Raw genomic sequence first — 26,084 nt, 5'->3', positions numbered from 1 at the left:
GTAAGTAATAATTAAGTTCCCATTTCTCCCCTGAAAGGAAATTAACCATGACTCAATCTATTTCTCCCCTCAATACCAATACTGAAACAGAACTGCGAGAGCAAGTCTTTCAAGCAGTACAAGAATATTATAAGCACAAATTTCAACCCCGGGCTTTTGTGGCGGGGCAGACCTATATTCCGGCATCGGGTAAGGTATTTGATGAGCAAGAATTAGTCAAATTAGTGGATTCTTCCCTAGATTTCTGGTTAACGACGGGCAGATATGCGGCGGAATTTGAGGAACGTTTTGCCCAGTGGATGGGGGTAAAACATTGTTTATTAGTCAATTCCGGCTCTTCGGCCAATTTAGTGGCCTTAAGTGCCTTAACTTCCCCTAAACTGGGGAAAAACAACTTAAACCGGGGGATGAAGTCATTACCGTTGCCGCAGGTTTCCCGACCACCGTTAATCCCATCTTTCAAAATCAGCTAATTCCGGTCTTTTTAGACGTTAAATTACCCGGTTATGACCTTGACATCGAGCAACTGGAATCGGCCTTGTCAGAGAAGACTAAAGCGATTATGATCGCTCATACCTTGGGAAATCCGTTTAATTTAGAAGCGGTGATGGCTTTTGCCGAAAAACATGACCTTTGGGTAGTTGAGGATAACTGTGATGCGGTGGGAAGTCTCTATAAAGGGCAAAAAACCGGCACCTTTGGGCATTTAGCAACGGTTAGCTTTTATCCTGCTCATCACATGACTATGGGAGAAGGGGGAGCCGTTTTAACCAGTGATACCCGCTTGAAAAAGATTGTCGAGTCATTCCGTGACTGGGGCAGAGATTGTTGGTGTCCTCCGGGGGTAGATAATACCTGTAATAAGCGCTTCGGTTGGCAGTTAGGAGATTTACCCTTTGGCTATGACCATAAGTACACCTATTCTCATGTGGGTTATAACCTAAAGATGACGGATATGCAAGCCGCCGTTGGGGTAGCGCAACTGGATAAATTGCCAGGATTTATCAAAAAGCGTCGGGAAAATTTCGACTTTTTGCATCAAAAGTTACAGGAGCTTCAAGATGTTTTAATTCTGCCTGAAGCCAGCCCCGATTCTGAACCGAGTTGGTTCGGGTTTCCGATTTTTGTCAAGGAAAATGCGCCTTTTAGCCGCAATGATTTGGTTAAGCATTTGGAGGAAAAACGCATCGGCACAAGGCTATTATTTGGAGGAAATTTACTGCGACAGCCTCTTTATAAGGGTTTAAATTATCGAGTTATTGGGGATTTAAGTAATGCCGATAAAATCATGAGTAGTGTTTTTTGGCTAGGCATTTATCCCGGATTAACGGAGGAAATGTTAGAATATGTTGTCTTGACGCTAAAAAGTTTCTGCCAAGGGTGATTAATGGAAAACCGACTTTTTTTAAGTATTCTTGGCTTTTCTTAATGAAAAAGAGATAAACATGACACCATCTGCCATTGATTTACCGACAAAATCAAAGATAATCACCTGGGAAAAACTGCCCGATGATTTTATTCTACCTGACGAACCTGTGGACAATAACCTGCAACCTCTCTTAGCAGCAGCTTTACGCGAATCCCTAGAATTAGCAGGATTAATTCTAGAATCGATGCTAATTGCCTCTAATTTTGGCTTATGTGCTACCGTTAAAACTCAAACAGTTGTCAAAGCGCCTGATTGGGTTTATATTCCCTCAGTAAAACCCATTGCTAGTGGAGAAATTCGGCGCAGTTATACTCCCCATCTTGAAGGAGAAATTCCTACCATCGTCCTAGAGTTTATCTCGGAAACCGAAGGGGGTGAATATTCCATCAATCCTCACTATCCCTATGGAAAATGGTATTTTTACGAGCAAATCTTACAAGTACCTGTCTATGGAATATTTCAGCCAAAAACCGGAGAATTAGAAATTTATCGATTGAATCAAGGAAGATATGAACAACAAAAACCTAATGAAAACAATCGTTATTGGATAGCAGAGATTAACTTATTTTTGGGAGTCTGGCAGGGAAAAAAAGCGGAAGTAACAGCCTATTGGTTACGTTGGTGGGATAAGTCGGGCAATCTGTTATTATGGGGGAGTGAGTTAGTAGAGCAAGAAAGGCAACGAACCGAACAGGAAAAGCAACGGGCTGAGCAGGAAAAGCAACGGGCTGAACGCTTGGCTGCACAATTGAGAGCGCTAGGGGTTGACATTGACAATAGTTTATGATAAGAAAGTGGCATCAGTTGTTCACCCCAACTAATCCAATGGCTCAAGAAAACCTCCTAATTGCAGCTAACCCACAAGGGATCAAGCTACCACCGACCCAAGATGAACTACCTTCTGATGATGGTATTCCCATGGAAACCCAGCGACACGGACTGCAAATGCAGTTATTAGTTAGACCTCTCTCCGGGTGGTTAAAAACCCAAGGACGAGAAGCGTTTGTGGGGGGCAATATGTTTGTTTACTTTAGCCCCAATCAAGTGCGGAACGAAGATTATCGCGGACCTGATGTATTTGTCGTCTTGGACGTGCCTCGAAAAGAACGGAAAAGCTGGGTCGTCTGGGAAGAAGAAAAAGCTCCTGATGTGGTGATTGAGTTGCTTTCTGAAAGTACAGCCAAAAAAGATAAAGAAGAGAAAAAACTCATCTATCAGAATCGTTTGCGGGTGACAGAATACTTTTGGTATGATCCCTTTGACCCAGAAGATTTAGCGGGACATCGCTTAGGGGGGGGTGTTTATAAATCTTTAAACCCAGATGCTCAAGGCAGGTTCAGCAGCGAAATATTAGGGCTAGTGTTAGTGCGGTGGCAGGGAATTTATGGGGATGAACAAGAGCCGATTACTTGGCTACGTTGGGCAACAGCAGAGGGGCAATTGCTCCCCACTATAGAGGAGTTGGCCGAGCAGGAAAAGCAACGGGCTGAACAGGAAAAGCAACGAGCCGAGCGCTTGACAGGAAAATTAAGAGCGCTAGGGGTTGAAGTTGATGATAGTGTATGAAATAATTGCCGGCATTGTCCACCTACAGGTCTATTTGATAATTAATTTAATGCACCTACTTAGTGGCGGGCAGTTTATGAGAGCTTATTAAATATTAGGAAGGACTGTTGACGACAATGACACCATCTGCTATTGATTTATCGACAAAATCAAAGATAATCACCTGGGAAAAACTGCCAGATGATTTTATTCTACCTGACGAACCTGTGGACAATAACCTGCAACCCCTCTTAGCAGCCGCTTTACGAGAATCCCTAGAATTAGCAGGACTAATTCTAGAATCGATGCTAATTGCTTCTAATTTTGGCTTATGTGCTACCGTTAAAACTCAAACTGTTGTCAAAGCGCCTGATTGGGTTTATATTCCCTCGGTAAAACCGATTGCTAGCGGAAAAATTCGTCGCAGTTATACTCCCCATCTTGAAGGAGAAATTCCTACCATCGTCCTAGAGTTTATCTCGGAAACGGAAGGGGGTGAATATTCCATCAACCCTCACTATCCCTATGGAAAATGGTATTTTTATGAGCAAATCTTACAAGTACCTGTCTATGGAATTTTTCAGCCAAAAACGGGAGAATTAGATGTTTATTGTTTAGTGGCAGGAAAGTATGAGCAGCAGTTGCCAGACGAGAATAATCGTTACTGGATAAAAGAACTTAATTTGTTTATCGGTATCTGGCAAGGAAGCAAAGCTGAATTTACTACTAATTGGTTGCGCTGGTGGGATAAGTCAGGAAATTTGCTATTATGGGGCAGTGAGTTAGTGGAGCAAGAAAAGCAACGAGCCGCGCAAGAGCGTCAACGAGCCGAACAAGCTGAGTTAGAACTTGAGCAAGAACGAATTTCTCGCCAACGTTTGGTGCAAAAGTTAAAAGAGTTGGGAGTTAATCCTGAAAATCTATAACCCATTTTAGATATTTGAATTAGTAAAATTACTTATGACAGCCATACAACTACTTCAGTCAAACCCCTTACCAATTATCACCTGGGAAAAACTGCCAGATGATTTTATTCTACCTGACGAACCTGTGGACAACAACTTGCAACCCCTCTTAGCAGCAGCTTTACGGGAATCCCTAGAATTAGCAGGATTAATTCTAGAATCAATGCTAATTGCCTCTAATTTTGGCTTGTGTGCTACCGTTAAAACTCAAACAGTTGTCAAAGCGCCTGACTGGGTTTATATTCCCTCGGTAAAACCGATTGCTAGCGGAAAAATTCGGCGCAGTTATACTCCCCATCTTGAAGGAGAAATTCCTACCATCGTCCTAGAGTTTATCTCGGAAACGGAAGGGGGTGAATATTCCATCAACCCTCACTATCCCTATGGAAAATGGTATTTTTATGAGCAAATCTTACAAGTACCTGTCTATGGAATTTTTCAGCCAAAAACGGGAGAATTAGATGTTTATTGTTTAGTGGCAGGAAAGTATGAGCAGCAGTTGCCAGATGAGAATAATCGTTACTGGATAAAAGAACTTAATTTGTTTATCGGTATCTGGCAAGGAAGCAAAGCTGAATTTACTACTAATTGGTTGCGCTGGTGGGATAAGTCGGGAAATTTGCTATTATGGGGCAGTGAGTTAGTGGAGCAGGAAAAGCAACGAGCCGAACAGGAAAAACTAAGAGCCGAACAGGAAAAACTAAGAGCCGAACAGGAAAAACTAAGAGCCGAACAGGAAAAACTAAGGGCAGAACAGGAAAAGCAACGAGCCGAACAAGCTGAGTTAGAACTTGAGCAAGAACGAATTTCTCGCCAACGTTTGGTGCAAAAGTTAAAAGAGTTGGGAGTTAATCCTGAGAATCTATAGCCCATTTTAGATATTTGAATTAGTGAAATTACTTATGACAGCCATGCAACTACTTCAGTCAAACCCCTTACCAACTATCACCTGGGAAAAACTGCCAGATGATTTTATTCTACCTGACGAACCTGTGGACAACAACTTGCAACCCCTCTTAGCAGCCGCTTTACGAGAATCCCTAGAATTAGCAGGATTAATTCTGGAATCGATGTTAATTGCCTCTAATTTTGGCTTATGTGCTACCGTTAAAACTCAAACAGTTGTCAAAGCGCCTGACTGGGTTTATATTCCCTCGGTAAAACCGATTCCTAGCGGAAAAATTCGGCGTAGTTATACTCCCCATCTTGAAGGAGAAATTCCAGCTATTGTCCTAGAGTTTATCTCGGAAACCGAAGGGGGTGAATATTCCATCAACCCTCACTATCCCTATGGAAAATGGTATTTTTACGAGCAAATCTTACAAGTACCTGTCTATGGAATTTTTCAGCCAAAAACGGGAGAATTAGATGTTTATTGTTTAGTGGCAGGAAAGTATGAGCAGCAGTTGCCAGACGAGAATAATCGTTACTGGATAAAAGAACTTAATTTGTTTATCGGTATCTGGCAAGGAAGCAAAGCTGAATTTACTACTAATTGGTTGCGCTGGTGGGATAAGTCAGGAAATTTGCTATTATGGGGCAGTGAGTTAGTGGGGCAAGAAAAGCAACGAGCCGAACGCTTGGCAGCAAAATTAAGAGCGCTAGGGGTTGAAGTTGATGATAGTATATGAAATAATTGCCGACATTGTCCACCTACAGGTCTATTTTATAATTAATTTAATGAACCTACTTAGTGGCGGGCAGTTTATGAGAGCTTATTAAATATAGAAAGGACTGTTTACGACAATGACACCATCTGCTATTGATTTACCCCCAAAATCACCGCCAATCACCTGGGAAAAACTGCCAGATGATTTTATTCTACCTGACGAACCTGTGGACAACAACCTGCAACCCCTCTTAGCAGCCGCTTTACGCGAATCCCTAGAATTAGCAGGACTAATTCTAGAATCGATGTTAATTGCCTCTAATTTTGGCTTGTGTGCTACCGTTAAAACTCAAACAGTTGTCAAAGCACCTGACTGGGTTTATATTCCTTCAGTAAAACCGATTCCTAGCGGAAAAATTCGGCGCAGTTATACTCCCCATCTTGAAGGAGAAATTCCTACCATCGTCCTAGAGTTTATCTCGGAAACCGAAGGGGGTGAATATTCCATCAACCCTCACTATCCCTATGGAAAATGGTATTTTTACGAGCAAATCTTACAAGTACCTGTCTATGGAATTTTTCAGCCAAAAACAGGAGAATTAGAAATTTATCGATTAAATCAAGGAAGGTATGAACAACAAAAACCTGATGAAAACAATCGTTATTGGATAGCAGAGATTGACTTATTTTTGGGATTCTGGCAAGGAATCAAAGCTGAAGTGACAGCCTATTGGTTACGTTGGTGGGATCTGTCGGGCAATCTGTTATTATGGGGGAGTGAACGAGTCGCACAAACTGAATATCAACTCGAACAGGAGCGAATGTTACGGCAAAAATTAGCTGAAAAATTAAGAGAATTAGGCGTTGAACCAAAAACTTTGTAGCATACTTGTCAAATGCTGATAAAATCATGGCAGGAATCTTCTGGATTGGGCTATTTCTAGGATTAACGGAGGAGATGTTAGAGTATGTAACAGCGATTATCCGAGAGTTTTGTCGGAGCGTAGGTAAATTTCCATTGTTCGCGTTTTTTGTAACATTTGGCTCTTCGTTACTTGTTATGGTTCGATAGGGGGGCATAAATCGACTAAATCCTTATCTGGCAAGAGACTTAATTGATTAGTTCGCTCTAGATAAAAAACAATTGACAAAAATCGCTAAATGCCTTTCTATATAAGGTTTCCATCCCTTATAACCCCCGTCCATTGCATAACACAAACCGAAGAGCCTAACATTTTTATTTTTTTGGATGTTTTTTGCGACCAGAAATTTTAGTCAATCTCGTCAATTAGACAATATAATGGACTTGTTTGTTATCTCTTTTTTAAGTTACCCTTTTCTTATCCCATTGGATAGAGTGAATGTAATAAAAATCTATAAGTAGTCATGCAAAATTAATTACCCAAATAAAAAATTAAGAAGTATAATACATGAAAAAACGAAGTAGCAGGAAAATACAATGAGATTGATTAGAGACCTAAACCCCGAGAGCCAGAAAATGCTAGAGAGAATTTATCGAGCTAGTAAACATCATCAAGTAAGAGAGCGAGCGAAATGTATACTCTTAAGTTTTCAGGGAACCACGATAGAAGAATTGAGCGGAATATTTGGAGTTACGAGAAAGACCATCTATAATTGGTTGACGAACTGGGAGGATAGAAAACTAATTGGTTTTTATAATCGTCGAGGAAGAGGGAGAAAACCTAAATTGACAGAAGCCCAAGGTCAACAAGTTATTGACTGGGTAAAAGAAGAACCGAAAAGCTTAAAAAAAATCCAGATCAAAATTGTAGAAGAATGGAAATTAACCATAAGCAAAGACACGATAAAAAGACTAATAAAAAAAATCAACATGAGGTGGAAAAGGGTGAGAAGAGGGTTGGGCAAAACCCCTGATGAGTGGGAGCTTGAGGTCAAACTACCTATTTTAGAAGAACTCAAAAAACAGGAAAAAAGAGGAGAGATTGAGATAGGATATTTGGATGAAATGGGATGGGATTCAAAGCCTTGTATTCCTTATGCTTGGCAAGAAGAAAAAACCACGATAAAGTTACCACCAATTGAAGGTAAAAGACTAAATATTTTAGGAATAATGAAACGAGATAATCAATTATTTTATGAGACACAGGTCGGAACGGTTACTAGCGAGATAGTTATCAATTTTCTGGATAAATATTGCCAAAATATACAGAAAAAAACTGTCATAATAATTGACCAAGCTTCCATTCATACCAGCGATGCATTTATCGAGAAACTTGAGGAATGGGAAAAGAAAAACTTGAAAATATTTTGGTTGCCCACTTATTCACCTCATTTAAATTTAATTGAAATATTATGGAGATTTTTAAAATATGAATGGATTGAATTTAGCGCCTATAAAGACCGAAAGAGCCTCCTCGCTTACGTTAAAAAAGTGCTGGACAATTTTGGAGGCGAGTATGTAATTAATTTTGCCTAGGTACTTATGGCTCTTCTGGTTTCTGTGTGGAAACGAGGTCTATACTGATAGTTTTTTCGACAAAATAGTCCTAAAAGTGTTGCCCGATAAGCATTTCACGATTCCATAAGCAAAAATTATCACACAAAGTCGAGAAGAGCCTCTATATTTTAGAATTTACACCATGAATTAGAAAAAATCACTGCAAAATTGTCCGATTTGTCAAGAAGAAAAGGATGAAATTCTTCACACACAAAATTCTGTTTTACCTGAAGGTCATCCCATCTCAACTGGATGTGATATACTATGTTGTAATCGCTGTAGTTTCGTCTATGCTGATACAAAAGTAAGTCAGAAAGGTTATGATATTTTTTACGCCAAATTATCCAAATACGAGCACAAAAAACAGCTACGGGAGGATAAGGTACAATCCCAAGACCTTACCCGCCAACAAATCGAATATTATCAAAGTTGTCTTACAACTGGGAAAACCGAGAGATGATCTTGAGAAACTGTGGGCATTGCCTACTCGGAATCCTTTAATTTATACCTGAACATCGCAAATTTATGAAAGCTAAAATTCACTTAAAAAATCACTGCCGAATCTGTCAATCAGAGAATTTAAAGAAAATTCTCACTTTGCCTCAAATGCCATTTACGGATGAATTTATCCTTCAAGAAGAATTAGGCAGAGAATTTAAAGCCGATATTCCTATCCATCTTTGTTTAGATTGTTATACAGTTCAAACTCAACATGATGTTGATGTAACTGACTACTATGAAGACTATCAATACTCAGTAGGAACATCAAAAACAGCCAGTAAATTTATGGAAACTTTAGCCAAGTCCTTAATTGATAAATACTTTATCGAGGACAAAATTAAAGTTTTAGAAATTGGATCGGGAGATGGAGGACAATTAATTCCTTTTCAAGCAATGGGGGGTAAAGTTCTCGGTTATGAACCTTCCTCGTATTTGACTAAAATTGCTGAAGATCAAGGGATCAAAACTATTCAAGGATTGTTCAACGAATCATCTATTGAAAAACTGCCTGAAGATTTTAAAAAAGTCGATATTGTGCTGTTATCCTATACCTTCGATCATCTGCCAGATCCCGTCAATTTTCTGGAGACTGTTCGGGAAATACTTGATCCTGAAAAGGGAATTTTAGTAGTAGAAGTTCACGATTTAGAGAAAATTTTTGATCGACGAGAGTATTGTTTATTTGAACATGAACACTCAATTTATTTAACTTCCTCAACCGCTCAATCGTTAATGGAAAGAATGGGCTATGTAATTATTGATTTTAATATTGTTCCTGAGTCAATCCGCCGGGCAAATTCTCTACTTTTTGTGGCTACTCCCAAAGGCTCTATTTTCGCTAATCAAGCTTTACCCAAGGTAGAACTTGATAACTTTGAGGAGCTTAATTTTTATGAAACTCAAGTCCAAAAAATCTATCAAGGGATTCAGAATCTAGATGATTATTTAGAGAAAAATAGCCAAAAAGGGAAAAAAATAGCTGGCTATGGTGCTGGTGGTCGTGGTGTGATGACTCTAGCAGCTATGAATAAGGCTCATTACTTAGAGTATTTAGTGGATAAAAAACCGAAAGGGCAGGGAATTTACTGTCCCAAATCGGAAGTCCCCGTCTTTGGTATTGAAAAACTGCAAGAATCACCCGTTGACGATATAATTGTCTTTAGTTTCGGTTATCTAAAAGAGATTCAAGAGGATTTACAAAAATTTGGCTATTCATCGAAGCAACTTCACTCGATGCTTGATGTCTTAGACGGGAGGAAAATGTAATGGGACAATCTTCTCAAGAAAAAGTTATCATCCTAACTGGGGCTTCAGGATTTGTTGGGGCTGCTGTACTCAAACAAATCCTCAAAGATGGCAATCTTCCCCTAGTATTGCAACGACCTTCTTCCAATCCGTTTCGACTCAAACATTTAGAAGGGTATCCTACTTTTGTTTATCAAAATCTAACGGATGGGCAATTAATTGAAAAAATCAAGGATTATCAGCCACAGATTCTGATTAATCTCGCTTGGCGAGGAGTGGCAGGAAAAGATCGCAATGAATTGCATCAAATCCAAGATAATCTTCCCTTAACTTTACAGAGTGTTGAATTAGCTAAATCAGTCGGGTGTTCACAATGGATTGGCATCGGCTCTCAAGCCGAATATGGGAATCCTAACCGTCAAGTGAATGAACAATTTCCTACCTATCCCACCACCCTTTACGGGAAAGCTAAATTAGCAGCCTGTTGGGCAGCCCTAGGATTATGTCAAGCTTATAATATTCAAGGTTCTTGGATTCGTCTTTTTGATCCCTATGGACCTGGGGATGACTCCTACTGGTTAATTCCCTATTTGATCCGAGAAATCGCCTCGGGCAATAGCCCTAAATTGACAAAGTGTGAGCAATTATGGGATTATCTGTATGTTGAGGATGCCGCTAAAGCTATCTTAAGTGTAGCTTATACTCAAGCAACTGGGATATTTAACCTTGGCTCGGGCGTAGCTATACCTTTGAAAGAAGTTGTAGAAACCCTTAAAAATTGTGTCAATCCCACTATTCAACCCGAATATGGTGCAGTTCCCTATCGTCCCGATCAGGTGATGCACTTACAAGCGGATATTACTCGCATCAAAACCTTGACGGGATGGGAGCCTAAAATTACTATTGAGCAAGGATTACTAGAAACGGTTAAAAGGATATTAAAACAATGAAAGAACAACCAATTCCTTCAGAAAACAACCAAGCATTAAGCCAATTAGGGCATCATTTAGTTAAATATACTAATCAGGAAAAAGGTATTCTTGAGCGTTTATGTGAATCTTTTGAGGCATCTAAACTACCATTATCTCAACGACTACAAACATTTCCTCGTCAGGTACGTCGCCAAGACATTGCTCGATTTTTGACAAAATGGGAAATTTTCAAACTTAGCCTCCCCGCTAATGGCAGTGTTGTTGAGTGTGGCGTTTTTGGAGGGGGTGGATTACTGTCTTGGTATCATTATTCAGCAATTTCTGAACCCTATAATCATACTCGCAAAGTAATCGGATTTGATACCTTTTCAGGCTTTCCTGGTGTTCACGAGAAAGACCTTCAAACTGGAGTTTCTGAACATCTAAAAGAAGGAGCATTTCAAACCCACAATGCGATTCTAGAAGAAATTAAATCTCTAGTTACCATTCACGACAACAATCGTCCGCTAGGGCATATTCCTAAAATCGAATTAGTCGTCGGAGATGCTTGTCAAACGATTCCTCAATATGTGAGAGATAATCCTCATGTGTTGATTAGTCTTTTATACCTAGATTTTGATATTTATGAACCGACTAAAGTTGCCTTTGAATATCTCTATCCTCGGGTTGTTAAGGGGGGAATTATTGCTTTTGATGAGCTAAACTGCGCCGAATTTCCAGGTGAGACCCAAGCCCTTTTAGAAAGCCTAGACTTGCGGATGGTTAAACTCTGTCGCTTTCCTTATGACCCCTATATTTCCTACTTTGTTAAAGAGTAATGATTCAAGCAAACACAATCAAACAATTAGCTCAATCAATCCGCCTTCAGGCTTTACGGATGGTTCATCGAGCCAATGCCTCTCACATTGGCAGTTGCTTAAGTATGGCTGATTTATTAGCCGTACTATATGGCAAAATTCTCCGAGTTGATCCGACTAACCCAAATTGGCTAGATCGCGATCGATTTATTCTCAGTAAAGGTCATAGTGCCGCTATTCTCTACGCAGTACTGGCTGAACGGGGATTTTTTCCCCGAGAATGGCTAGAAACCTATTGTCAAGATGGTTCTAAGTTAACCGGTCATATCAGTCATTATCTACCCGGAATAGAAGCCTCTACCGGGTCTTTAGGTCATGGTTTACCTATCGGTTGTGGTATAGCTTTAGCTGGTAAACGTGAAGATAAACCCTACCGAGTTTTTGTTCTAGTTAGTGATGGGGAAATGGACGAAGGCTCAAACTGGGAATCAATCCTATTTGCGCCTCAGCATCAACTCGATAACCTAGTTGTTATCCTGGACTATAACAAAATTCAGAGTTTTGGCACAGTCCAAGAAGTGCTTGACCTTGAACCCTTAACAGCTAAATTACAGGCATTTCGTTGGTCAGTGCGAGAAATTGACGGTCATAATTTCCAGCAGATTGAAGACGCTTTCAATAGTGTTCCTTTTGAAAAGGGCAAACCTAGCTGTATTATCGCCCATACTGTTAAGGGAAAAGGAGTCAGTTTTATGGAAAATCAACTGGCTTGGCATTACAAATCACCGAATCAAGAACAACTAGAACAAGCCATAGCAGAAATTGAGGGGAGATCATGAGAACAGCATTTATAGACACTCTTTGTGAAATGGCCGCACAGGAACCGAGAATTTGGCTGCTGTGTGCTGATTTAGGCTATTCAGTCTTGGAAAGATTTGCTGACCGCTTTCCTGATCAATATGTCAACGTGGGAGTAGCCGAACAAAATATGATGGGAATTGCGGCTGGACTAGCGATGAGTGGCAAAATTGTCTTTACTTACTCTATTGTCAATTTTCCCGTTATGCGATGTTTTGAACAGATTCGCAATGATGTCTGTTGTCACAATCTCAATGTTAACATCGTTGCTGTTGGTGGCGGACTAAGTTATGGTTCTCTGGGTTATACCCATCATGGCATAGAAGATTTAGCGGTGATGAGAGTCTTACCCAATATGACGGTTATCGCTCCGGGGGATCCTCTAGAAGCTAAGTTAGCTACTCAAGCCATTGCCAACCTATCTGGTCCGTGTTACTTAAGATTAGGGAAAGCCGGTGAGCCTCAAGTTCACACTAGGGAACCTCAGTTTGAAATTGGTAAGGCAATCGAGTTACAGTCGGGAACAGATTTGACCTTAATCAGTATAGGGGGTATGCTAGATTTAACCGTTAAAGCGGCTGAAAAACTGACGATGCAGGGTTATTCTGTGGAAGTTTTGAGTATGCCGACTCTCTACCCTCTAGATGAACAATCTATCTTACAATCTGCCCAAAAGACTAAGAAGATAATCACCCTAGAAGAACATGGAATTGGCGGTTTAGGAAGTGCAGTTGCAGAAGTTCTGGCACAGTCGGGCGAAACTGTTGAATTTAAGCCTTTAAGGTTAAAAAGAGCAGCGGTTAAAACCGCTGGTAGTCAAACAGTTTTACGTTCCCAACAAGGACTTGATTTGGATGGCATTGTGCAATCGGCTCTGGCCATGCTACAAAGAGTGTATTAGCCATTTTAGAAGTGAGGTGAAAAGAATGCTGATGTAATCACTAATTATCAAAATAAACTTGAAAAATGTATCTGTTCCAAAAAAGCAAATTTGTTAGATTTTTGTTAGTGGGGGTAGTTAATACCTTATTTGGTTATTCTGTCTTTGCCTTGCTGTTTCGTCTAGGATTAGATTATCGCTATTCCTTACTTATTGCTACTATTTGCGGAGTATTATTCAACTTTAAAACTATCGGAGCGATCGTTTTTAGAGACCAAAATAATCGACTACTAGCTCGCTTTATTGGTGTTTATTTAGTGATTTACTTATTAAACGCTGAATCCTTACGAATTGTCAAGATGCTAGGAATTAATATGTTAGTGGCACAAGCTATCTTAGTATTGCCTCTAGCAATTGTTTCCTATTTCTTAAATAAAACCTTTGTTTTTAGAGGAAATAGACCATGAAAAAAATTAGTGTAGTTAGTCCTTGCTATAATGAAGAAGGAAATGTTAAAGAATTATATCTTGAGACCCGCGCCGTCTTTGAGTCCTTACCTGAATATGACTATGAACACATTTTTGTTGATAATGACTCAACAGATCAAACAGTGAAGGTGCTAAAAGACATTGCCCTTAAAGATCCTCGTGTAAAAATTATCGTCAATGCTCGAAACTTTGGAGCTATACGCTCCACCTATTATGGACTTTTACAAGCTTATGGGGATGCGGTTGTTTTACAATTTTCTGATTTGCAAGATCCCCCGGCTCTCATCTCTGATTTTATTCGGGAATGGGAAAGAGGTTATAAAGTGGTGAAAGGAATTAAGACTTCTAGCGAAGAAAGTTCTTTGTTTTATCTGATTAGAACTTTATATTACTTTTTTATTGGTAAGGTGGCAGAAGTTAAACTAACGGGGCATTTTACCGGGTTTGGATTGTATGATCAGGAAGTGATTGAAATTTTAAGAAAACTGGATGATCCTTATCCCTATCTGCGGGGAATTATTTCCGAATTAGGGATAAAAAGCGCAGAAGTTTCCTATCGACAAAAGCAACGCACAAGGGGGATTAGTAGTAATAATATTTATCGGTTGTATGATTATGCAATGTTGGGTATTACCAGCCATTCCAAAGTTCCCCTAAGATTAGCGACTATCTTAGGTTTTTTTATGTCGCTAGTGACTTTTATGGTGGGAATGGGGTATTTAATCGCTAAACTCATTTTTTGGCAATCTTTTCCTTTGGGAACTGCACCCCTAACAGTAGGACTGTTTTTTATATCTTCTGTGCAACTATTTTTTATCGGCATTATTGGCGAATATATTGGCTTAATGCACATGAGAATTTTAAAAAGGCCTTTAGTTGTCGAACGTGAAAGAATCAACTTTTATTAATCTATAACTGTCGAACCAACGCCCCGATTCACCATGGAAAATTTTGACTTACGCTTATCTTTATTAAATGCAATAGAAAACCTATCTGGATTAGCTAATCTATATAGGATAAGTCTGATTGTTGTATTATTCATATTTGTCGTTCTAGCGCTTTCTCCTACAATCTTCAACGAGTCGAAGGTTAGTAGATTTGTCTTACGGGTTTTCTCGGAACCTGTTTTTTTAGCGTGGACGGGGTTAGCGATTCTCGCTGGTCGTTGGCCAGTTTTACTCGCTCCCTCTATTAATTCGGATGAAGATCAATTCATTGCCGCCGCGATGAAACTGGTTAAGGATCCGGCTTTCTGGCGATCAGTTGATACTGGTTCATCGGGTCCGCTGAATATTATACCCCTGACTATTCCTAAGCTATTGAATATTCCCATCGATTACGCCAGCACTCGAGTTATCGGCTTATTTTTAGTGATTCTGTCCGTTATCTTTTTCTATTACTCGCTTAAATATTTATACGATAATCGAGTCGCCCGTATTGCGACTATCCCAGTTGTTTTATTTTTCTCCTCGGCAGTCCACAGTAATTTCGTTCACTATAGCAGCGAACATTTCCCGATCGCTATTTTAAGTGCTGCTCTTTGGATGACCTGCTACGTTTACACCCGCGAGTTTAGTGATCGCATGGTTTTTATCTTTGGTGCAGTTATCGGAATGATGCCCTACGCAAAAATGCAGGGTCTTCCCGTAGCGCTGGCAATCACTTTAATTTTCGCTCACATACTTTGGACTAGAAAAGAAAATCTCCGACAATTTCTCAAAAGTTTAGCTACGCTTGCCTTAGGCTTATTGCTGTTTTCTGCTATCAATCTCTTTTTTTTAATTCTTTTTTCAACCTCTGAAGATTTCTGGAGAAGGTATATCCTCCAGAATTTATTAATTTATGCCGATGTAAAGAACCTAACCTTCGGCGAAAAGTTCAGCCAATTTATATCAATGGCTAATCGTGAAGGATTAAACTCAAGTTCACTATTTCAAATTACCTCGATTTTTCTCATCCCCGCAACGATTTTATTTTTCAGGGAAAGTATTGTACGGCGAAAGCTATTTTTCACAAATACTTTTATCTTCTTCTTCTACAGCCTGTTTATCCTAGTAGTTTCTCTTTATGTCGTCGTTCGCCCTGGTAATCATTTCCTGCATTATCTTCTTTTTCTTGTTTTCCCCTGTGGTTTTTTGATCGGTGTGATAATCGGAGAAATTTTTAAATTGTCGGAGAATAATGCTTTTTATAAACAGATACAGTTTTTGATATTGCTATTGATGATCGCGGTCATCCTCCCACAGAGCTATACTTTTATCAGAAGCAAAAACCCCTATCTCTCTCGACACCAAAAATATCTTCAGGACTATCAAACTCCCGTCGTGCGGACAATCTTGCAATACGCTTCACCGACTGATTCAATGGCGGTCTGGGGCAAGAGGAATGATCTATATGTCGAGACTGGACTGTATCCGGGAGTTAGAGACGGTGCGATTCAATGGATGGTTTTTAAAGGTCCCCAGCAGGCTTATCATCTAAAAAGCTTCGCAGACGATCTATTAAAGTCAAAATCCAAGGTTTTTGTAGATGCCACAGCTGGGGATGAGTCCTATGTCGATAAGAAGCTTTGTCGTCGCAAGGAGACGAATTGTCGTTACGATGCCTATCCCGAAATCGCCACTGTGATTGAAAATAACTATCGCATGGTGGATGAAGTTGAGGGCATTGGGATTTATGTGAGAAAATAGAGTAGTGAAAAAATGGTAAATAACCAAATTGAGGTGGTGAGTTGGTGATTCGGTAGTAGTGATGGAGGCTTAATCCTTTGCTTTGCTTTACATTGTAGTCATGGATAAAATACCAAGGGTTTCCCCAACATGATTCTCCATTTTTCTAGAAAAAGATAGACTCTCTCTCACCAACCAAGAAAGCCTGTGTCGAAAGGTATTATTTAATCTTTCAATAGGATTAGTTTGATCAGTTTCTTTCCCGACCGGTCGATGACGTTTACTGGGAATTACTGTCTTATAGGACTCCCAAAAGCCTGTGTAAGCAACCGCGCATTGTCGGTAAACACCTGGTAAACTAGCCCAAAGTTTTTTGGGCTCTTCGGGAATTGTTATGCAAATAATTAACTTAAAATAAAATTCGATGAGAGCAACTACGCTTAAAAGTAGCTGAAATTCATACAGGAAAGGACTTAAGGCACAAATAAATTAATACCAAAAGATAGACAATTGAGTTAAGATTTGATATAATAGCCAAAAACGAGACTATTTTACTTATGATACTTGACAAATTTTTGAACCTACAAGGAACCTGTATTCAAGGCTATCGACCAGAAGTGTTGAACGTTGAGAAAAGCGAGACAAAAAATGCTATTATAGATAGAATCTAGACAACTTATTACCCTCACAATAGTGAGTTTGCCCTGATGACAAATTTTTCAAAACTCATAAAAGCTCTTCTCAATCCACTGCCCAAAAATGACTAAGAGGGCGATTAGTACATTTACCTTCGTGTCCAGTTGGATAGGTTTCGCTCTAGATAAAAGCCTCGTCAGTATGAGAGATTTATGTACGCGGATGACTCTTCAAGGAATCAACCTTAATCTCTCCACATTTTCTAAAGCCAGTAAAATCCGAGAAAGTGAACCATTCGAGAAAATAATCGAAGAGTTAACGAAACGATTAATCGCCAAAAAAGGAAAGGCGGACGCACAAGCGATGTTTCCCATTGACTCAAAGCTCTTCTGGTTTCTGTGTGGAAACGGGATCTATACTGATAGTTTCTTCAGCAAAATAGTCCTAAAAGTCTTTCTAGGTAAATATTTCACGATTCTATAAGCAAAAATTATCACACAAAGTCGAGAAGAGCCGACTCAACAATAATCACCTTAACGAGTAAATTATTGTGGGAGGAAGGATGGCATCAAGTCAAGCTGTTTTCGGGTCTTAATAGTATCACGATTCCCTCTACGGTTGTCGTGATCCATTTCGGGCAAGGTCATGACTCTAAAGAAGGAGAGAAAACGGTAGCAGCGATCCCCGTAAATGGAGTGGGGGCGATGGTTCGACAGCAATTCTCATTTTGAAATAAATAGAGCATTAACCCCGATTTTGGCAAGGAAAATATAGTACGAAGCAACTATTTTCTAGAAGAGGCGAACAATAAAAAAAACAATTGGCTAGACAAATTAAGTATAAATACTCAAGCAATCAAAGAGGTTGGCTGAGAACGAACGGGGTTAAATCAGGAAGATAGTTCTGTTTTTAGAATAGGGAATTCAAGGGAAATAAAAATTTATAATTATTGTCAGCTAAGGTAAAATGGGTGAGATAGAAATCCACCAGCACGTCAAATTATTCCAAGATGGCTCAAAAAGCGGCAACCCTAGAAATTTCGGAATTAATGCAATTTTTACATCAAGAATTAGATGATTTACCCGATGAGAGGAAACCTGGAAATAATAGAAAATATGAGATAAAAGATGCCGTGATGGCTGCATTTTCAGTCTTTTTTACTCAGTCGCCGTCTTTTTTAGACCATCAACGTTTAATGAAAAGCAATAAGGGAAAAGATAATGCTGAAAGTTTATTTTCAATTAAAAAAATTCCTGGGGATAATCAAATAAGAAATTTGCTAGATCCAGTGCCAGCATCTAATATCTCTAGGACTTTTCAAAAAGTCTATGAATGGTTAAAAGAAAAGGGAGTTTTGAAAAAGTTTCTCTACTTAGATGGAGAAATATTAGTGGCGTTAGATGGCACAGAATATTTCTCATCAAAGAAAATTAATTGCCCTCATTGTAACTGTCGTAATCATCGAAATGGAACTACAACTTATTTTCATGGCTGTGTCACACCGATAGTAGTTTCTCCTAAGCAAAAACAAGTAATTAATGGCTCTACCGAACCTGTCATGTAAAACTATTAACAACTTATGCTTGTAAAGCTTGTATAGTAAAGCTTTGAGTTTTTGTTAGATTGATATTTATCAACTTTAGAGCATTGCTGGACAGAGAGGGAGCTTGGGGAATTTTCTACATTGTAAGTTCGGAAGAACCTAATTAATTTAGAGCCAGAATTCATTAAAAAACAAGATGGACATCAAAAACAAGACTGTGAAAATGCGGCCGTTAAAAGATGGTTAAATAGGAATCATAAAAATAAGTATGGTTATCCTGTAACTCTTTTAGGAGACGACTTATATTCTCACGAACCTGTTTGTAAATTAGCGGTAAAACAAGGTTATAATTTTATGGCTCTTTGGTAACTGTTATGCAAATAATTAACTTAAAATAAAAATCGATGAGACTGCCTACGCCTAAAAGTAGCTGAAATCTATACAGGAAAACACTTAAGGCACAAATAAGTTAATACCAAAAGATAGACAATTGAGTTAAGATTTGATATAATAGCCAAAAACGAGATTATTTTACTTATGATACTGGACAAATTTTTGAACCTACAAGGAACCTGTATTCAAGGCTATCGACACCTAGAAAATATCGATATAGTTTGACCAGTCGAATCGAAAAATCAAAAAGCAATCTGTCCTCGTTGTGGGTTAGAGAGCGATAAACTACACCAAAATCATCGACATTTAGTCAAAGATTTACCAATCTCAGGACAACCAGTGTACCTACAAGTTAATCGTCGTCAATTTAAGTGCGGTAATTGTCAGAAATCCTTTAGCGAAGAGTTAGATTTTGTCGCCAAGAAACGAACCTATACGAAAAGACTAGCCGAGAATATACTCGAACAATTAAAAGAAGGAGATATTTTAAATGTTAGCCGAAGAAATGACGTAACGGAAGAAGAGATTCAAAGAATGATAGAGGACATAGCTGAAGAAATTACAGAGACAGACCTATCGAAATTAAAAAGACTAGGAATTGATGAAATCGCTCTAGTCAAAGGACAAAAAAATTACTGTGCGGTTTTAGTAAATTTAGATACGGGAAAACTAATAGCTATTCTAGAGAAGCGAACACAAGAGGAGTTGAGGGAAACGCTTACAGGGTGGGGAAAAGAGGTGTTAGAGCAAATTGAAGAAGTCAGCATAGACCTTTGGTTGCCCTATAAAAATTTGGTGAAAGAATTGATGCCATCGGCCGAGGTAGTCGCCGATAGATTCCATGTAATGAAACAAATTAATCAAGAGTTAGACGAACAGAGAAAAGCAGAAAAAAGAGCCGTAGAAGCGCAGAAAAATAAAAAACAGAAAGCGGAAAAAGAAGCGAAGCTAGAAGTTTTAAAGCGAAGTAAATATAGCTTGTTAAAAAATGAAAAAGATTTGACGGAAACCCAAAAAATCAAACTAGAAGCTATCAAAGAAAATTTCCCAAATTTGAAAAAGATGCACGAGTTAAAGGAAGAATTTAGAAAGATTTATGAAACCTCAGAGAATCCGACAGAAGGACTGCTATCTATCTCAGAATGGTTGGCAAAATCCTCCAGTGTTTTTACCAAGAGTTCTCAAACAATCCGAAACTGGTTTGGAGAAATAATTAGTTATTTCGAGCAAAGGACAACAAATGGGGTGGTCGAGGGAATCAACAATAAACTTAAACTAATAAAACGGAGAGCCTATGGCTTTAGAAACTTTCGGAATTTTTGGGTTAGAAGTATGTTATCTTGGCATCTTGTCTGTTGATTTAGCATAAAGGGTAACGAAGAGCCAATTTTATTTTTGTTTGTTTGGAAACGTCGCATAAAACTTTATATGAATGGCTAGAATTTTTAGAAAAAAGTGGCGAAGTTAGGACCGTTGAAAAGAAACAATGGGATGGACGAAAAAATCTAATTTATCGTTATCGTTATGCTTCTAGAGTTCCCTTAAGAGAGGGGGACTCAAGTCTCGAAGTTAATTGGTGTGAAGTGACTGTTATCAATGAAAAAACCCAGAAAACTATCTACCAAAATAATTGGATAACTAATCATAAAATCAAGGAAAATAATGTCGAAGAAATTGTCAAAGCTGGACGCAGCAGATGGAAAGTTGAAAATGAAGGCAATAACGTTCTTAAAAATCACGGTTATAATTTAGAGCATAACTTTGGTCACGGTCAAAGTCATTTGTGCGAGTTCTTATTGTCTTTGAATTTACTAGCTTTTTTATTTCATACCGTGTTGGATTTAGTTAATTACACCTATCAAAAGATTCGTGAGCTATTAGTAACTCGGACTTCTTTCTTTAATGATATTCGTACCCTATTAAAATTTATTTGGTTTAAGAATTGGTCGGAATTTTTCTCATTTATTCTAACCGAATATGTCCCATTTAAAAAAGTAAATTCTAGTTAAAAATGTCAGAACTCTTGAAGGAGAAAAAGAAAATTGTTTATAAAAAAACTAAAAATTTTGTTAGAATTTCATCCATATTTATGAGTTGAAATCAATTTTTCGTGGACAAAGTTCTTAAAACCTGTCTATCTCCAGTGTTGGATGATAATTATCTGTCAAAAAATCATGCTTCTACACAAGTTCTCTATTTAAATAAGAGAATTTTATCTGATTTTTTTCAAAATGAGAATTGCTGATAATTTCTAGCCCACATTCCGCACCCTAGTCGTTGAAATCAAAAGTTGCTCTAGCCCTTGTATAGTAAGACTTTTAGCGATTACTAAGAATTATGAAGTGTCACACTCTAGTCAGCGATCGCCAGCTTAATGAGAGTTTATCTCAATAATTTGGTATCAGAGCTATCAGATTTTTAGCCCACATTCCGCACCCTAGTCGTTGAAATCAAAAGTTGCTCTAGCCCTTGTATAGTAAGACTTTTAGCGATTACTAAGAATTATGAAGTGTCACACTCTAGTCAGCGATCGCCAGCTTAATGAGAGTTTATCTCAATAATTTGGTATCAGAGCTATCAGATTTTTAGGGCTAATTGTGCATCTGCTAGACAAACAAATTAGCCTGTAATTCAGAGCCAGCAATCGTTTTGACGATTTGGATAAAATTTTCAATGTGACACTTTAGGGTGCGGAATGTGGGTTTTAGGGCTAATTGTGCATCTGCTAGACAAACAAATTAGCCTGTAATTCAGAGCCAGCAATCGTTTTGACGATTTGGATAAAATTTTCAATGTGACACTTTAGGGTGCGGAATGTGGGTTCTAGGAGTCAAAGGCCGCTAGAAACTCCTCCACCTGTTCCCGAGTCGGTTGGGATGCGATCGCTCCTGCTCTTCTTGTCACCATTGCCCCCACCGCACAGGCATAAATCACCGCCTTACGCGCTAAATCGGCATTTTCCTCGATTTGATCGCCTCCCAGACCAGCACGAGCCAAAAAACCCGCCACAAAGCCATCCCCCGCCCTGGTTGTATCCACTACCTCCCCAGTAAAAGCCTCGACATTACCGCTATTTTTGCCTAAATGATATTTACAACCTTTTGCGCCACCAGTAACCATAATTGCCCCTAAATTGGGGTATTGTGATGATATTTCTCTGGGGGTATCAGTGCTAAATAACCATGCTGCTTCTTCCTCGCTACATTTGAGCAAATCGGCCTGGGCAATAAAATCTCGAATGATATCAGGAGCAGCCTCAAGATTAGTCCAAAAAACCGGTCGCCAGTTGATATCGATCAATACTTTTACCGCGTAAATTTTAGCTAATTCGAGGGCGCGTTGCATTGCCCGGCGGGAAAGGTGATAGGCTAACCCTAGGGTTCCCATCACTAGATAATCAGCATTTTTCCAGAGATTTTCGGGCAATAGGTCAGCATTAAGGGCAGCATCGGCAAAATCCGTCGTTTTTCTGCCGACAAAACCCGCAAAATGTCTGTCTCCCCCAGCATCGCGGGTGACATAAACTTGTCGGGTGGGTAGGGTGGGGTGATACTGTACACCAGTGGTATCAACTCCGAGAGCGTCTAGCAAGGCGATTAACTGTTCTCCGGGTTGATCTTTGCCCACACAACCGATAAAAGCCGAATTTATGCCCAATTTTCGCAATCCACAGGCCACGTTTGCTGGCGCACCCCCCGCGTAGTTTGTCCAAGAAGTTACTTGCTCTATAGCGCAATCGCTTTGATCGGCAATTAGATCATAGAGGATTTCCCCTAAACAAATTACAGACACCGGCGAAGATCTTTGATTGTTAAGCATTGCTGTGGGAATTATGAATTATGAATTATGAATTATGAATTATGAATTATGAATTATGAAGTGGGGAAGTGGGGAAGTGGGGAAGTGGGGAAGCTGTCTCATCACCCTATCACCCCAAAACCCTATCACCCTATCACCCCAAAACCCTATCACCCCAAAACCCCAAAACCCCAACCCCCAAAACCTAAAACCTGACTCCTATCTCCTGACTCCCGCTCACTGATTAATGACTTGTCAAGAAATGACGATAAATCAACTAGAGATTATCTGAGGCATTGAGTATAATTAGACACATAGATTAGGGGAAATTGCTCATAAATCAGTCCGATCGAGCGTGAATCCTTTTTCTCGGAAAAATATCTTCTCCTATTTTTTAGTCTTAGACTAAGGAAATATCATGATTGATTGTAGTCAGATTCAGTTTGACGAGGATAAAAGCAAGATAGATCTATTGCAACTACGAGAATTATTTAATTTAACCGCATTTTGGGCAATAGATCGCCGTTTAGAAGATTTAGAAACCGCAATTGACCATAGTGATCCGGTGGTGACGGTGTGGAATGAGCGGCAATTAATTGGTTTTGCTCGGGCCACTTCCGACGGCATTTATCGGGCTACTATTTGGGATGTGATTGTTCATCCCGATTATCAGGGAGCCGGTTTAGGACGTAAATTAGTAGAAACAGTTTTGGCCCATCCCCGGATGAATCGGGTGGAAAGAGTCTATTTGATGACTACTAACCAACAACAATTTTACCAGCGCATTGGTTTCCAAAACAACGCCATGACGACGATGGTATTATTTAATCGTTATCCCGAGGAGTTTTCCTATCCGGCGATCGAGGTAAAGAAAAAACGATCCGTGTGAGCTTGTCCTGACTATTGTTATCGATTTGATCTAAGCTCATTTCCCCCCCCGATACTTCGATAATTCCCTTCGCTAACTGGAATTTAAGACCGGGAGAAAAGCCAAGAACTTGAGTAAATTGTTTTACTTCTTCCGGCTTTGATTCTAAACTCAAAGGGGAAATTTCTGGCATTTGCCAAAGAGGGATTTCCCCCGGAAATTCTAGGACAATAGTGACTTTTTTCTCGTCAAGAGCGCTTACGGATATACAAATAGAGCCACTCGCTAAGTCGGCGATCGCTGCATCGACGAGAAGGACAAGAGCGGAGGATAAACGTTGATAATCGGCAATAATAGCAATATCATCGGTTAAAGGGCTAAATTTAAGCTGAATGTTGCGATTAGCTGCTTGTAAATGGGTTAAACTTGCCCAATCTTGCCAGAGTTTAGTTAAAGAAAAAATTTCTCGCTCCAGAGGTATAGTACCCGACTCTAGTTTGGAGAGATTAATCATCTCATCGAGCATTGCCATCAGTTTACGGCCCGCCAGTTGCCCCTGGGCGATAAATTCCCTTTCTTCGGCCGGACTTTCGCAAAGATCGGCGAGAATCATTTGATGGAGACTGATCATACTGCTCAATGGCGATCGCAATTCGTGGGCAACCCGTGCCAAAAAACTGCTTTTGAGGTGATTAATTGCCACAGCCATGTGATAAGCGAGGCGAGTTTGCTGTAATTCCCGTTTTAAAGCGTCAATATCGTCCATATTTACAGAAAAACTGCCCCTTGTCGTAAGATATCCCATCTTTGACATTGCCAACGCGCGACGGTGGAGGGTTGTCCACTATTGATTATTCCCCATGCTTGCCTTTCTGTGGGCGCTAACACCGTCACCGAGGGAAAAGTAGTCATAATCGCTTCAGGAGTTAATAAAGGCTCTTGTCCTGACAGGTTAGCACTTGTGGTCGCTAAAACACCAGTTCGACTGAGAATTTCTCTTGCGATCGCATGAGCAGGAACTCGGATACCAATCGTGCTAGGATTCTTAGAGTTAATAACTTTTGGTACTTTTTCAGAAGCAGGTAAAACCAAAGTTAGGGAGCCGGGCCAGTATTTTTCGGTCATTTGCTGCCAAATCTCCCTTTCTTCCTGATTTCCCTTGACATAATCCCATAAATCTGCTGCTGAGGCCGCCATGAGAATTAAAGGTTTATCAAAAGTCCGTTTTTTAGCGGCAAAAACTAAGGCCGCATAGGGCGGAGAAACCGCTAAAGCGGGGACTGTATCGGTGGGAAAAGAAACCACTTGACCACTGAGGGCCGCGTGAACAATTTCGTTAAGAGAAGCAGTAGGCATTAAGAATTGATCATTTTTGGGGACTAATTTAGCCTAAGACTTTTTGGTACAATTTTAAAGGGCAAGCAGTGGATCAAGATTAATTTTACTAACAGTTGCTCCTAGTACCTCTTGTCAAAAATGGTCAACTTCTTAACCTTTCAGAATCAGAAAACGATCACACCGTCCCATTAATCTTTAGTTCACTCCCTGGCAGCTAAACTGTCAGTCTAACGGTTGAACTCACCACCGTGAGTGATTTGTTAGTTGGCTATATTTTTCCACCGCTTCTCAAAAAATCAAGAAACTGTTTAGCTTCATTTTCAGTAAGTTGATAGCGGGAAACTTTGCCAAATTTTTCTTTTAAATATTCCTTTCCTTGTTCTCTACTCCAAGATAATCTCTCCATTTCCGTAGCGATGAGTTGAATTTCTGGCAAAAGTTCAACCACTCCCGCAATCAAACGATAGCATGATAGGGGAAGATTGGCATCGGGCTGCCAAGGCTGTCCGAGACTGAGGCAGATTAAACAGTGAGGGTTTATTTCTTCCTCTCGATCGAGTTTCTCTAGAATTATCGGATCGGTGATGCTAAGATCAAAATCGGCGAAATCATACTGAGCATCGGCAATAATCCCCCGCCATTTCCCCCTGCTGTTTTTACGGCAGCAGAATGATTTTACCTCAATCAATTGGAGAGTGCGTACTGGAGCTTGGGATTTCAGATATTCATAAGGTATCGACTTTCCGTAATCGGGATATAATAAATCGCCCTCGCAAAACTGTAAAAGATTGGCCACCTCTGCTTTGCCAATAATTGCCCAAGGTAAGTTTTTGTAGCCAATATTCTCAATCTCATGGCCAGATTTTCTCTCGCTGTCGATAGGAATACTGAGGATATCCAAAATACTAATTTCCCCAGTCTGAATACAATGATTATCTAGAGGGATTCTGCCGTCTTCTAACTCGGAAATTGGTCTGAACCACTGACCCGATTCTCGGTCTATCCCCGCAATACATCTTCCCTGATGCTTGTAAGAATTAGCTAGACAAATTATCTCCATATAAGTAGCTGGTTATAATTAAATTAAAAATGGATTTTCCGTTCGATCCCC

General features: G+C 39.6%; 24 protein-coding genes and 4 pseudogenes. 23 read left to right on the top strand and 5 right to left on the bottom strand.

Annotation, left to right across the window (positions count from 1 at the left end):
* Positions 1 to 47: 47 nt before the first annotated feature.
* From ACE3JL_RS21950 to ACE3JL_RS21870, 17 genes are all read left to right on the top strand, one after another.
* Positions 48 to 473, top strand: coding sequence for a DegT/DnrJ/EryC1/StrS family aminotransferase (locus ACE3JL_RS21950; RefSeq protein WP_375328385.1), 426 nt, complete (start codon positions 48 to 50; stop codon positions 471 to 473).
* Positions 416 to 1,384 carry a lipopolysaccharide biosynthesis protein RfbH gene (gene rfbH, locus ACE3JL_RS21945; RefSeq protein ID WP_375329645.1) on the top strand — a complete coding sequence of 323 codons (969 nt, stop codon included), beginning with the start codon at positions 416 to 418 and terminating at the stop codon, positions 1,382 to 1,384. The genes ACE3JL_RS21950 and rfbH overlap by 58 nt, the downstream gene beginning before the upstream one ends.
* A gap of 61 nt (positions 1,385 to 1,445) precedes the next feature.
* Positions 1,446 to 2,216, top strand: coding sequence for a Uma2 family endonuclease (locus tag ACE3JL_RS21940; protein ID WP_375328384.1), 771 nt, complete (start codon positions 1,446 to 1,448; stop codon positions 2,214 to 2,216).
* A 38-nt stretch (positions 2,217 to 2,254) separates the two neighbouring features.
* The gene (locus tag ACE3JL_RS21935) at positions 2,255 to 2,995 is read left to right on the top strand and encodes a Uma2 family endonuclease (RefSeq protein WP_375328383.1); all 741 of its coding nucleotides are present in this window, start codon (positions 2,255 to 2,257) and stop codon (positions 2,993 to 2,995) included.
* Positions 2,996 to 3,111: 116 nt separating this feature from the next.
* Positions 3,112 to 3,900 (top strand): Uma2 family endonuclease, encoded by a 789-nt coding sequence (locus ACE3JL_RS21930; protein ID WP_375328382.1) that lies wholly within the window; start codon positions 3,112 to 3,114, stop codon positions 3,898 to 3,900.
* A 34-nt stretch (positions 3,901 to 3,934) separates the two neighbouring features.
* A complete protein-coding gene (locus ACE3JL_RS21925) occupies positions 3,935 to 4,807 on the top strand; it encodes a Uma2 family endonuclease (protein WP_375328381.1) in 873 nt (290 codons plus the stop codon).
* 34 nt (positions 4,808 to 4,841) lie between these two features.
* The gene (locus ACE3JL_RS21920) at positions 4,842 to 5,570 is read left to right on the top strand and encodes a Uma2 family endonuclease (RefSeq protein ID WP_375328380.1); all 729 of its coding nucleotides are present in this window, start codon (positions 4,842 to 4,844) and stop codon (positions 5,568 to 5,570) included.
* Positions 5,571 to 5,685: 115 nt separating this feature from the next.
* Positions 5,686 to 6,432, top strand: coding sequence for a Uma2 family endonuclease (locus ACE3JL_RS21915; protein WP_375328379.1), 747 nt, complete (start codon positions 5,686 to 5,688; stop codon positions 6,430 to 6,432).
* 575 nt (positions 6,433 to 7,007) lie between these two features.
* Entirely contained in the window at positions 7,008 to 8,006 is a 999-nt protein-coding gene (locus tag ACE3JL_RS21910; RefSeq protein WP_375327663.1) for an IS630 family transposase, read from the top strand.
* 546 nt (positions 8,007 to 8,552) lie between these two features.
* Complete coding sequence (locus tag ACE3JL_RS21905) at positions 8,553 to 9,794, top strand: class I SAM-dependent methyltransferase (protein WP_375328378.1); 1,242 nt, start codon at positions 8,553 to 8,555, stop codon at positions 9,792 to 9,794.
* Positions 9,794 to 10,723, top strand: coding sequence for an NAD-dependent epimerase/dehydratase family protein (locus ACE3JL_RS21900; protein ID WP_375328377.1), 930 nt, complete (start codon positions 9,794 to 9,796; stop codon positions 10,721 to 10,723). Before ACE3JL_RS21905 ends, ACE3JL_RS21900 begins: the two co-directional genes overlap by 1 nt.
* Positions 10,720 to 11,523 carry a TylF/MycF/NovP-related O-methyltransferase gene (locus ACE3JL_RS21895; protein WP_375328376.1) on the top strand — a complete coding sequence of 268 codons (804 nt, stop codon included), beginning with the start codon at positions 10,720 to 10,722 and terminating at the stop codon, positions 11,521 to 11,523. The genes ACE3JL_RS21900 and ACE3JL_RS21895 overlap by 4 nt, the downstream gene beginning before the upstream one ends.
* On the top strand, positions 11,523 to 12,341 hold the full coding sequence (locus ACE3JL_RS21890) for a transketolase (protein WP_375328375.1): 819 nt from the start codon (positions 11,523 to 11,525) through the stop codon (positions 12,339 to 12,341). Before ACE3JL_RS21895 ends, ACE3JL_RS21890 begins: the two co-directional genes overlap by 1 nt.
* On the top strand, positions 12,338 to 13,261 hold the full coding sequence (locus tag ACE3JL_RS21885) for a transketolase family protein (RefSeq protein ID WP_375328374.1): 924 nt from the start codon (positions 12,338 to 12,340) through the stop codon (positions 13,259 to 13,261). The genes ACE3JL_RS21890 and ACE3JL_RS21885 overlap by 4 nt, the downstream gene beginning before the upstream one ends.
* Before the next feature lie 65 nt (positions 13,262 to 13,326).
* Positions 13,327 to 13,707 carry a GtrA family protein gene (locus tag ACE3JL_RS21880; protein ID WP_375328373.1) on the top strand — a complete coding sequence of 127 codons (381 nt, stop codon included), beginning with the start codon at positions 13,327 to 13,329 and terminating at the stop codon, positions 13,705 to 13,707.
* Positions 13,704 to 14,636: a glycosyltransferase family 2 protein gene (locus ACE3JL_RS21875; protein WP_375328372.1), complete on the top strand. Its 933-nt coding sequence runs from the start codon at positions 13,704 to 13,706 to the stop codon at positions 14,634 to 14,636. The genes ACE3JL_RS21880 and ACE3JL_RS21875 overlap by 4 nt, the downstream gene beginning before the upstream one ends.
* A gap of 33 nt (positions 14,637 to 14,669) precedes the next feature.
* Positions 14,670 to 16,418 (top strand): hypothetical protein, encoded by a 1,749-nt coding sequence (locus tag ACE3JL_RS21870; protein WP_375328371.1) that lies wholly within the window; start codon positions 14,670 to 14,672, stop codon positions 16,416 to 16,418.
* Between the two features lie 91 nt (positions 16,419 to 16,509).
* On the opposite strand, the pseudogene ACE3JL_RS21865 reads toward ACE3JL_RS21870, so the two are convergent.
* Positions 16,510 to 16,781: pseudogene (locus tag ACE3JL_RS21865) on the bottom strand (IS1 family transposase); the annotation flags it as partial.
* Positions 16,782 to 17,156: 375 nt separating this feature from the next.
* Between ACE3JL_RS21865 and ACE3JL_RS21860 the strand changes: the two are divergent.
* The 4 genes and pseudogenes from ACE3JL_RS21860 to ACE3JL_RS21845 all read left to right on the top strand — a co-directional run.
* Positions 17,157 to 17,516: a hypothetical protein gene (locus ACE3JL_RS21860; RefSeq protein WP_375328370.1), complete on the top strand. Its 360-nt coding sequence runs from the start codon at positions 17,157 to 17,159 to the stop codon at positions 17,514 to 17,516.
* Positions 17,517 to 18,042: 526 nt separating this feature from the next.
* Positions 18,043 to 18,573 (top strand): annotated as a pseudogene (locus ACE3JL_RS21855) (ISNCY family transposase); the annotation flags it as partial.
* A 540-nt stretch (positions 18,574 to 19,113) separates the two neighbouring features.
* Positions 19,114 to 20,328: pseudogene (locus ACE3JL_RS21850) on the top strand (ISL3 family transposase).
* Between the two features lie 26 nt (positions 20,329 to 20,354).
* Positions 20,355 to 20,892, top strand: a pseudogene (locus ACE3JL_RS21845) (ISNCY-like element ISMae2 family transposase); the annotation flags it as partial.
* A 900-nt stretch (positions 20,893 to 21,792) separates the two neighbouring features.
* Here the strand turns inward: ACE3JL_RS21845 and ACE3JL_RS21840 are convergent.
* Positions 21,793 to 22,788: a carbohydrate kinase gene (locus ACE3JL_RS21840; RefSeq protein ID WP_375328369.1), complete on the bottom strand. Its 996-nt coding sequence runs from the start codon at positions 22,786 to 22,788 to the stop codon at positions 21,793 to 21,795.
* A gap of 55 nt (positions 22,789 to 22,843) precedes the next feature.
* Between ACE3JL_RS21840 and ACE3JL_RS21835 the strand changes: the two genes are divergently transcribed.
* A complete protein-coding gene (locus ACE3JL_RS21835; RefSeq protein WP_375328368.1) occupies positions 22,844 to 23,011 on the top strand; it encodes a hypothetical protein in 168 nt (55 codons plus the stop codon).
* 174 nt (positions 23,012 to 23,185) lie between these two features.
* Positions 23,186 to 23,656: a GNAT family N-acetyltransferase gene (locus ACE3JL_RS21830; protein WP_271992192.1), complete on the top strand. Its 471-nt coding sequence runs from the start codon at positions 23,186 to 23,188 to the stop codon at positions 23,654 to 23,656.
* Here ACE3JL_RS21830 and ACE3JL_RS21825 read toward each other — a convergent pair.
* From ACE3JL_RS21825 to ACE3JL_RS21815, 3 genes are all read right to left on the bottom strand, one after another.
* Positions 23,592 to 24,449, bottom strand: a complete 858-nt coding sequence (locus ACE3JL_RS21825) for a sensor histidine kinase KdpD (RefSeq protein ID WP_271992193.1) — start codon at positions 24,447 to 24,449, stop codon at positions 23,592 to 23,594. The two genes, ACE3JL_RS21830 and ACE3JL_RS21825, sit on opposite strands and share 65 nt — an antisense overlap.
* Positions 24,404 to 24,991 (bottom strand): L-threonylcarbamoyladenylate synthase, encoded by a 588-nt coding sequence (locus ACE3JL_RS21820; protein WP_271992194.1) that lies wholly within the window; start codon positions 24,989 to 24,991, stop codon positions 24,404 to 24,406. The genes ACE3JL_RS21825 and ACE3JL_RS21820 overlap by 46 nt, the downstream gene beginning before the upstream one ends.
* Before the next feature lie 250 nt (positions 24,992 to 25,241).
* Positions 25,242 to 26,033, bottom strand: a complete 792-nt coding sequence (locus ACE3JL_RS21815) for a hypothetical protein (protein ID WP_375328367.1) — start codon at positions 26,031 to 26,033, stop codon at positions 25,242 to 25,244.
* Positions 26,034 to 26,084 lie beyond the last annotated feature (51 nt).

Origin of the sequence: Microcystis sp. BLCC-F210, from assembly GCF_042134685.1 — a bacterium.
GTDB classification, from domain to species: Bacteria; Cyanobacteriota; Cyanobacteriia; order Cyanobacteriales; family Microcystaceae; genus Microcystis; species Microcystis aeruginosa_D.
The sequence above is the reverse complement of the archived record's forward strand: the minus strand, read 5'-3'. Positions and strand labels throughout refer to the sequence as shown.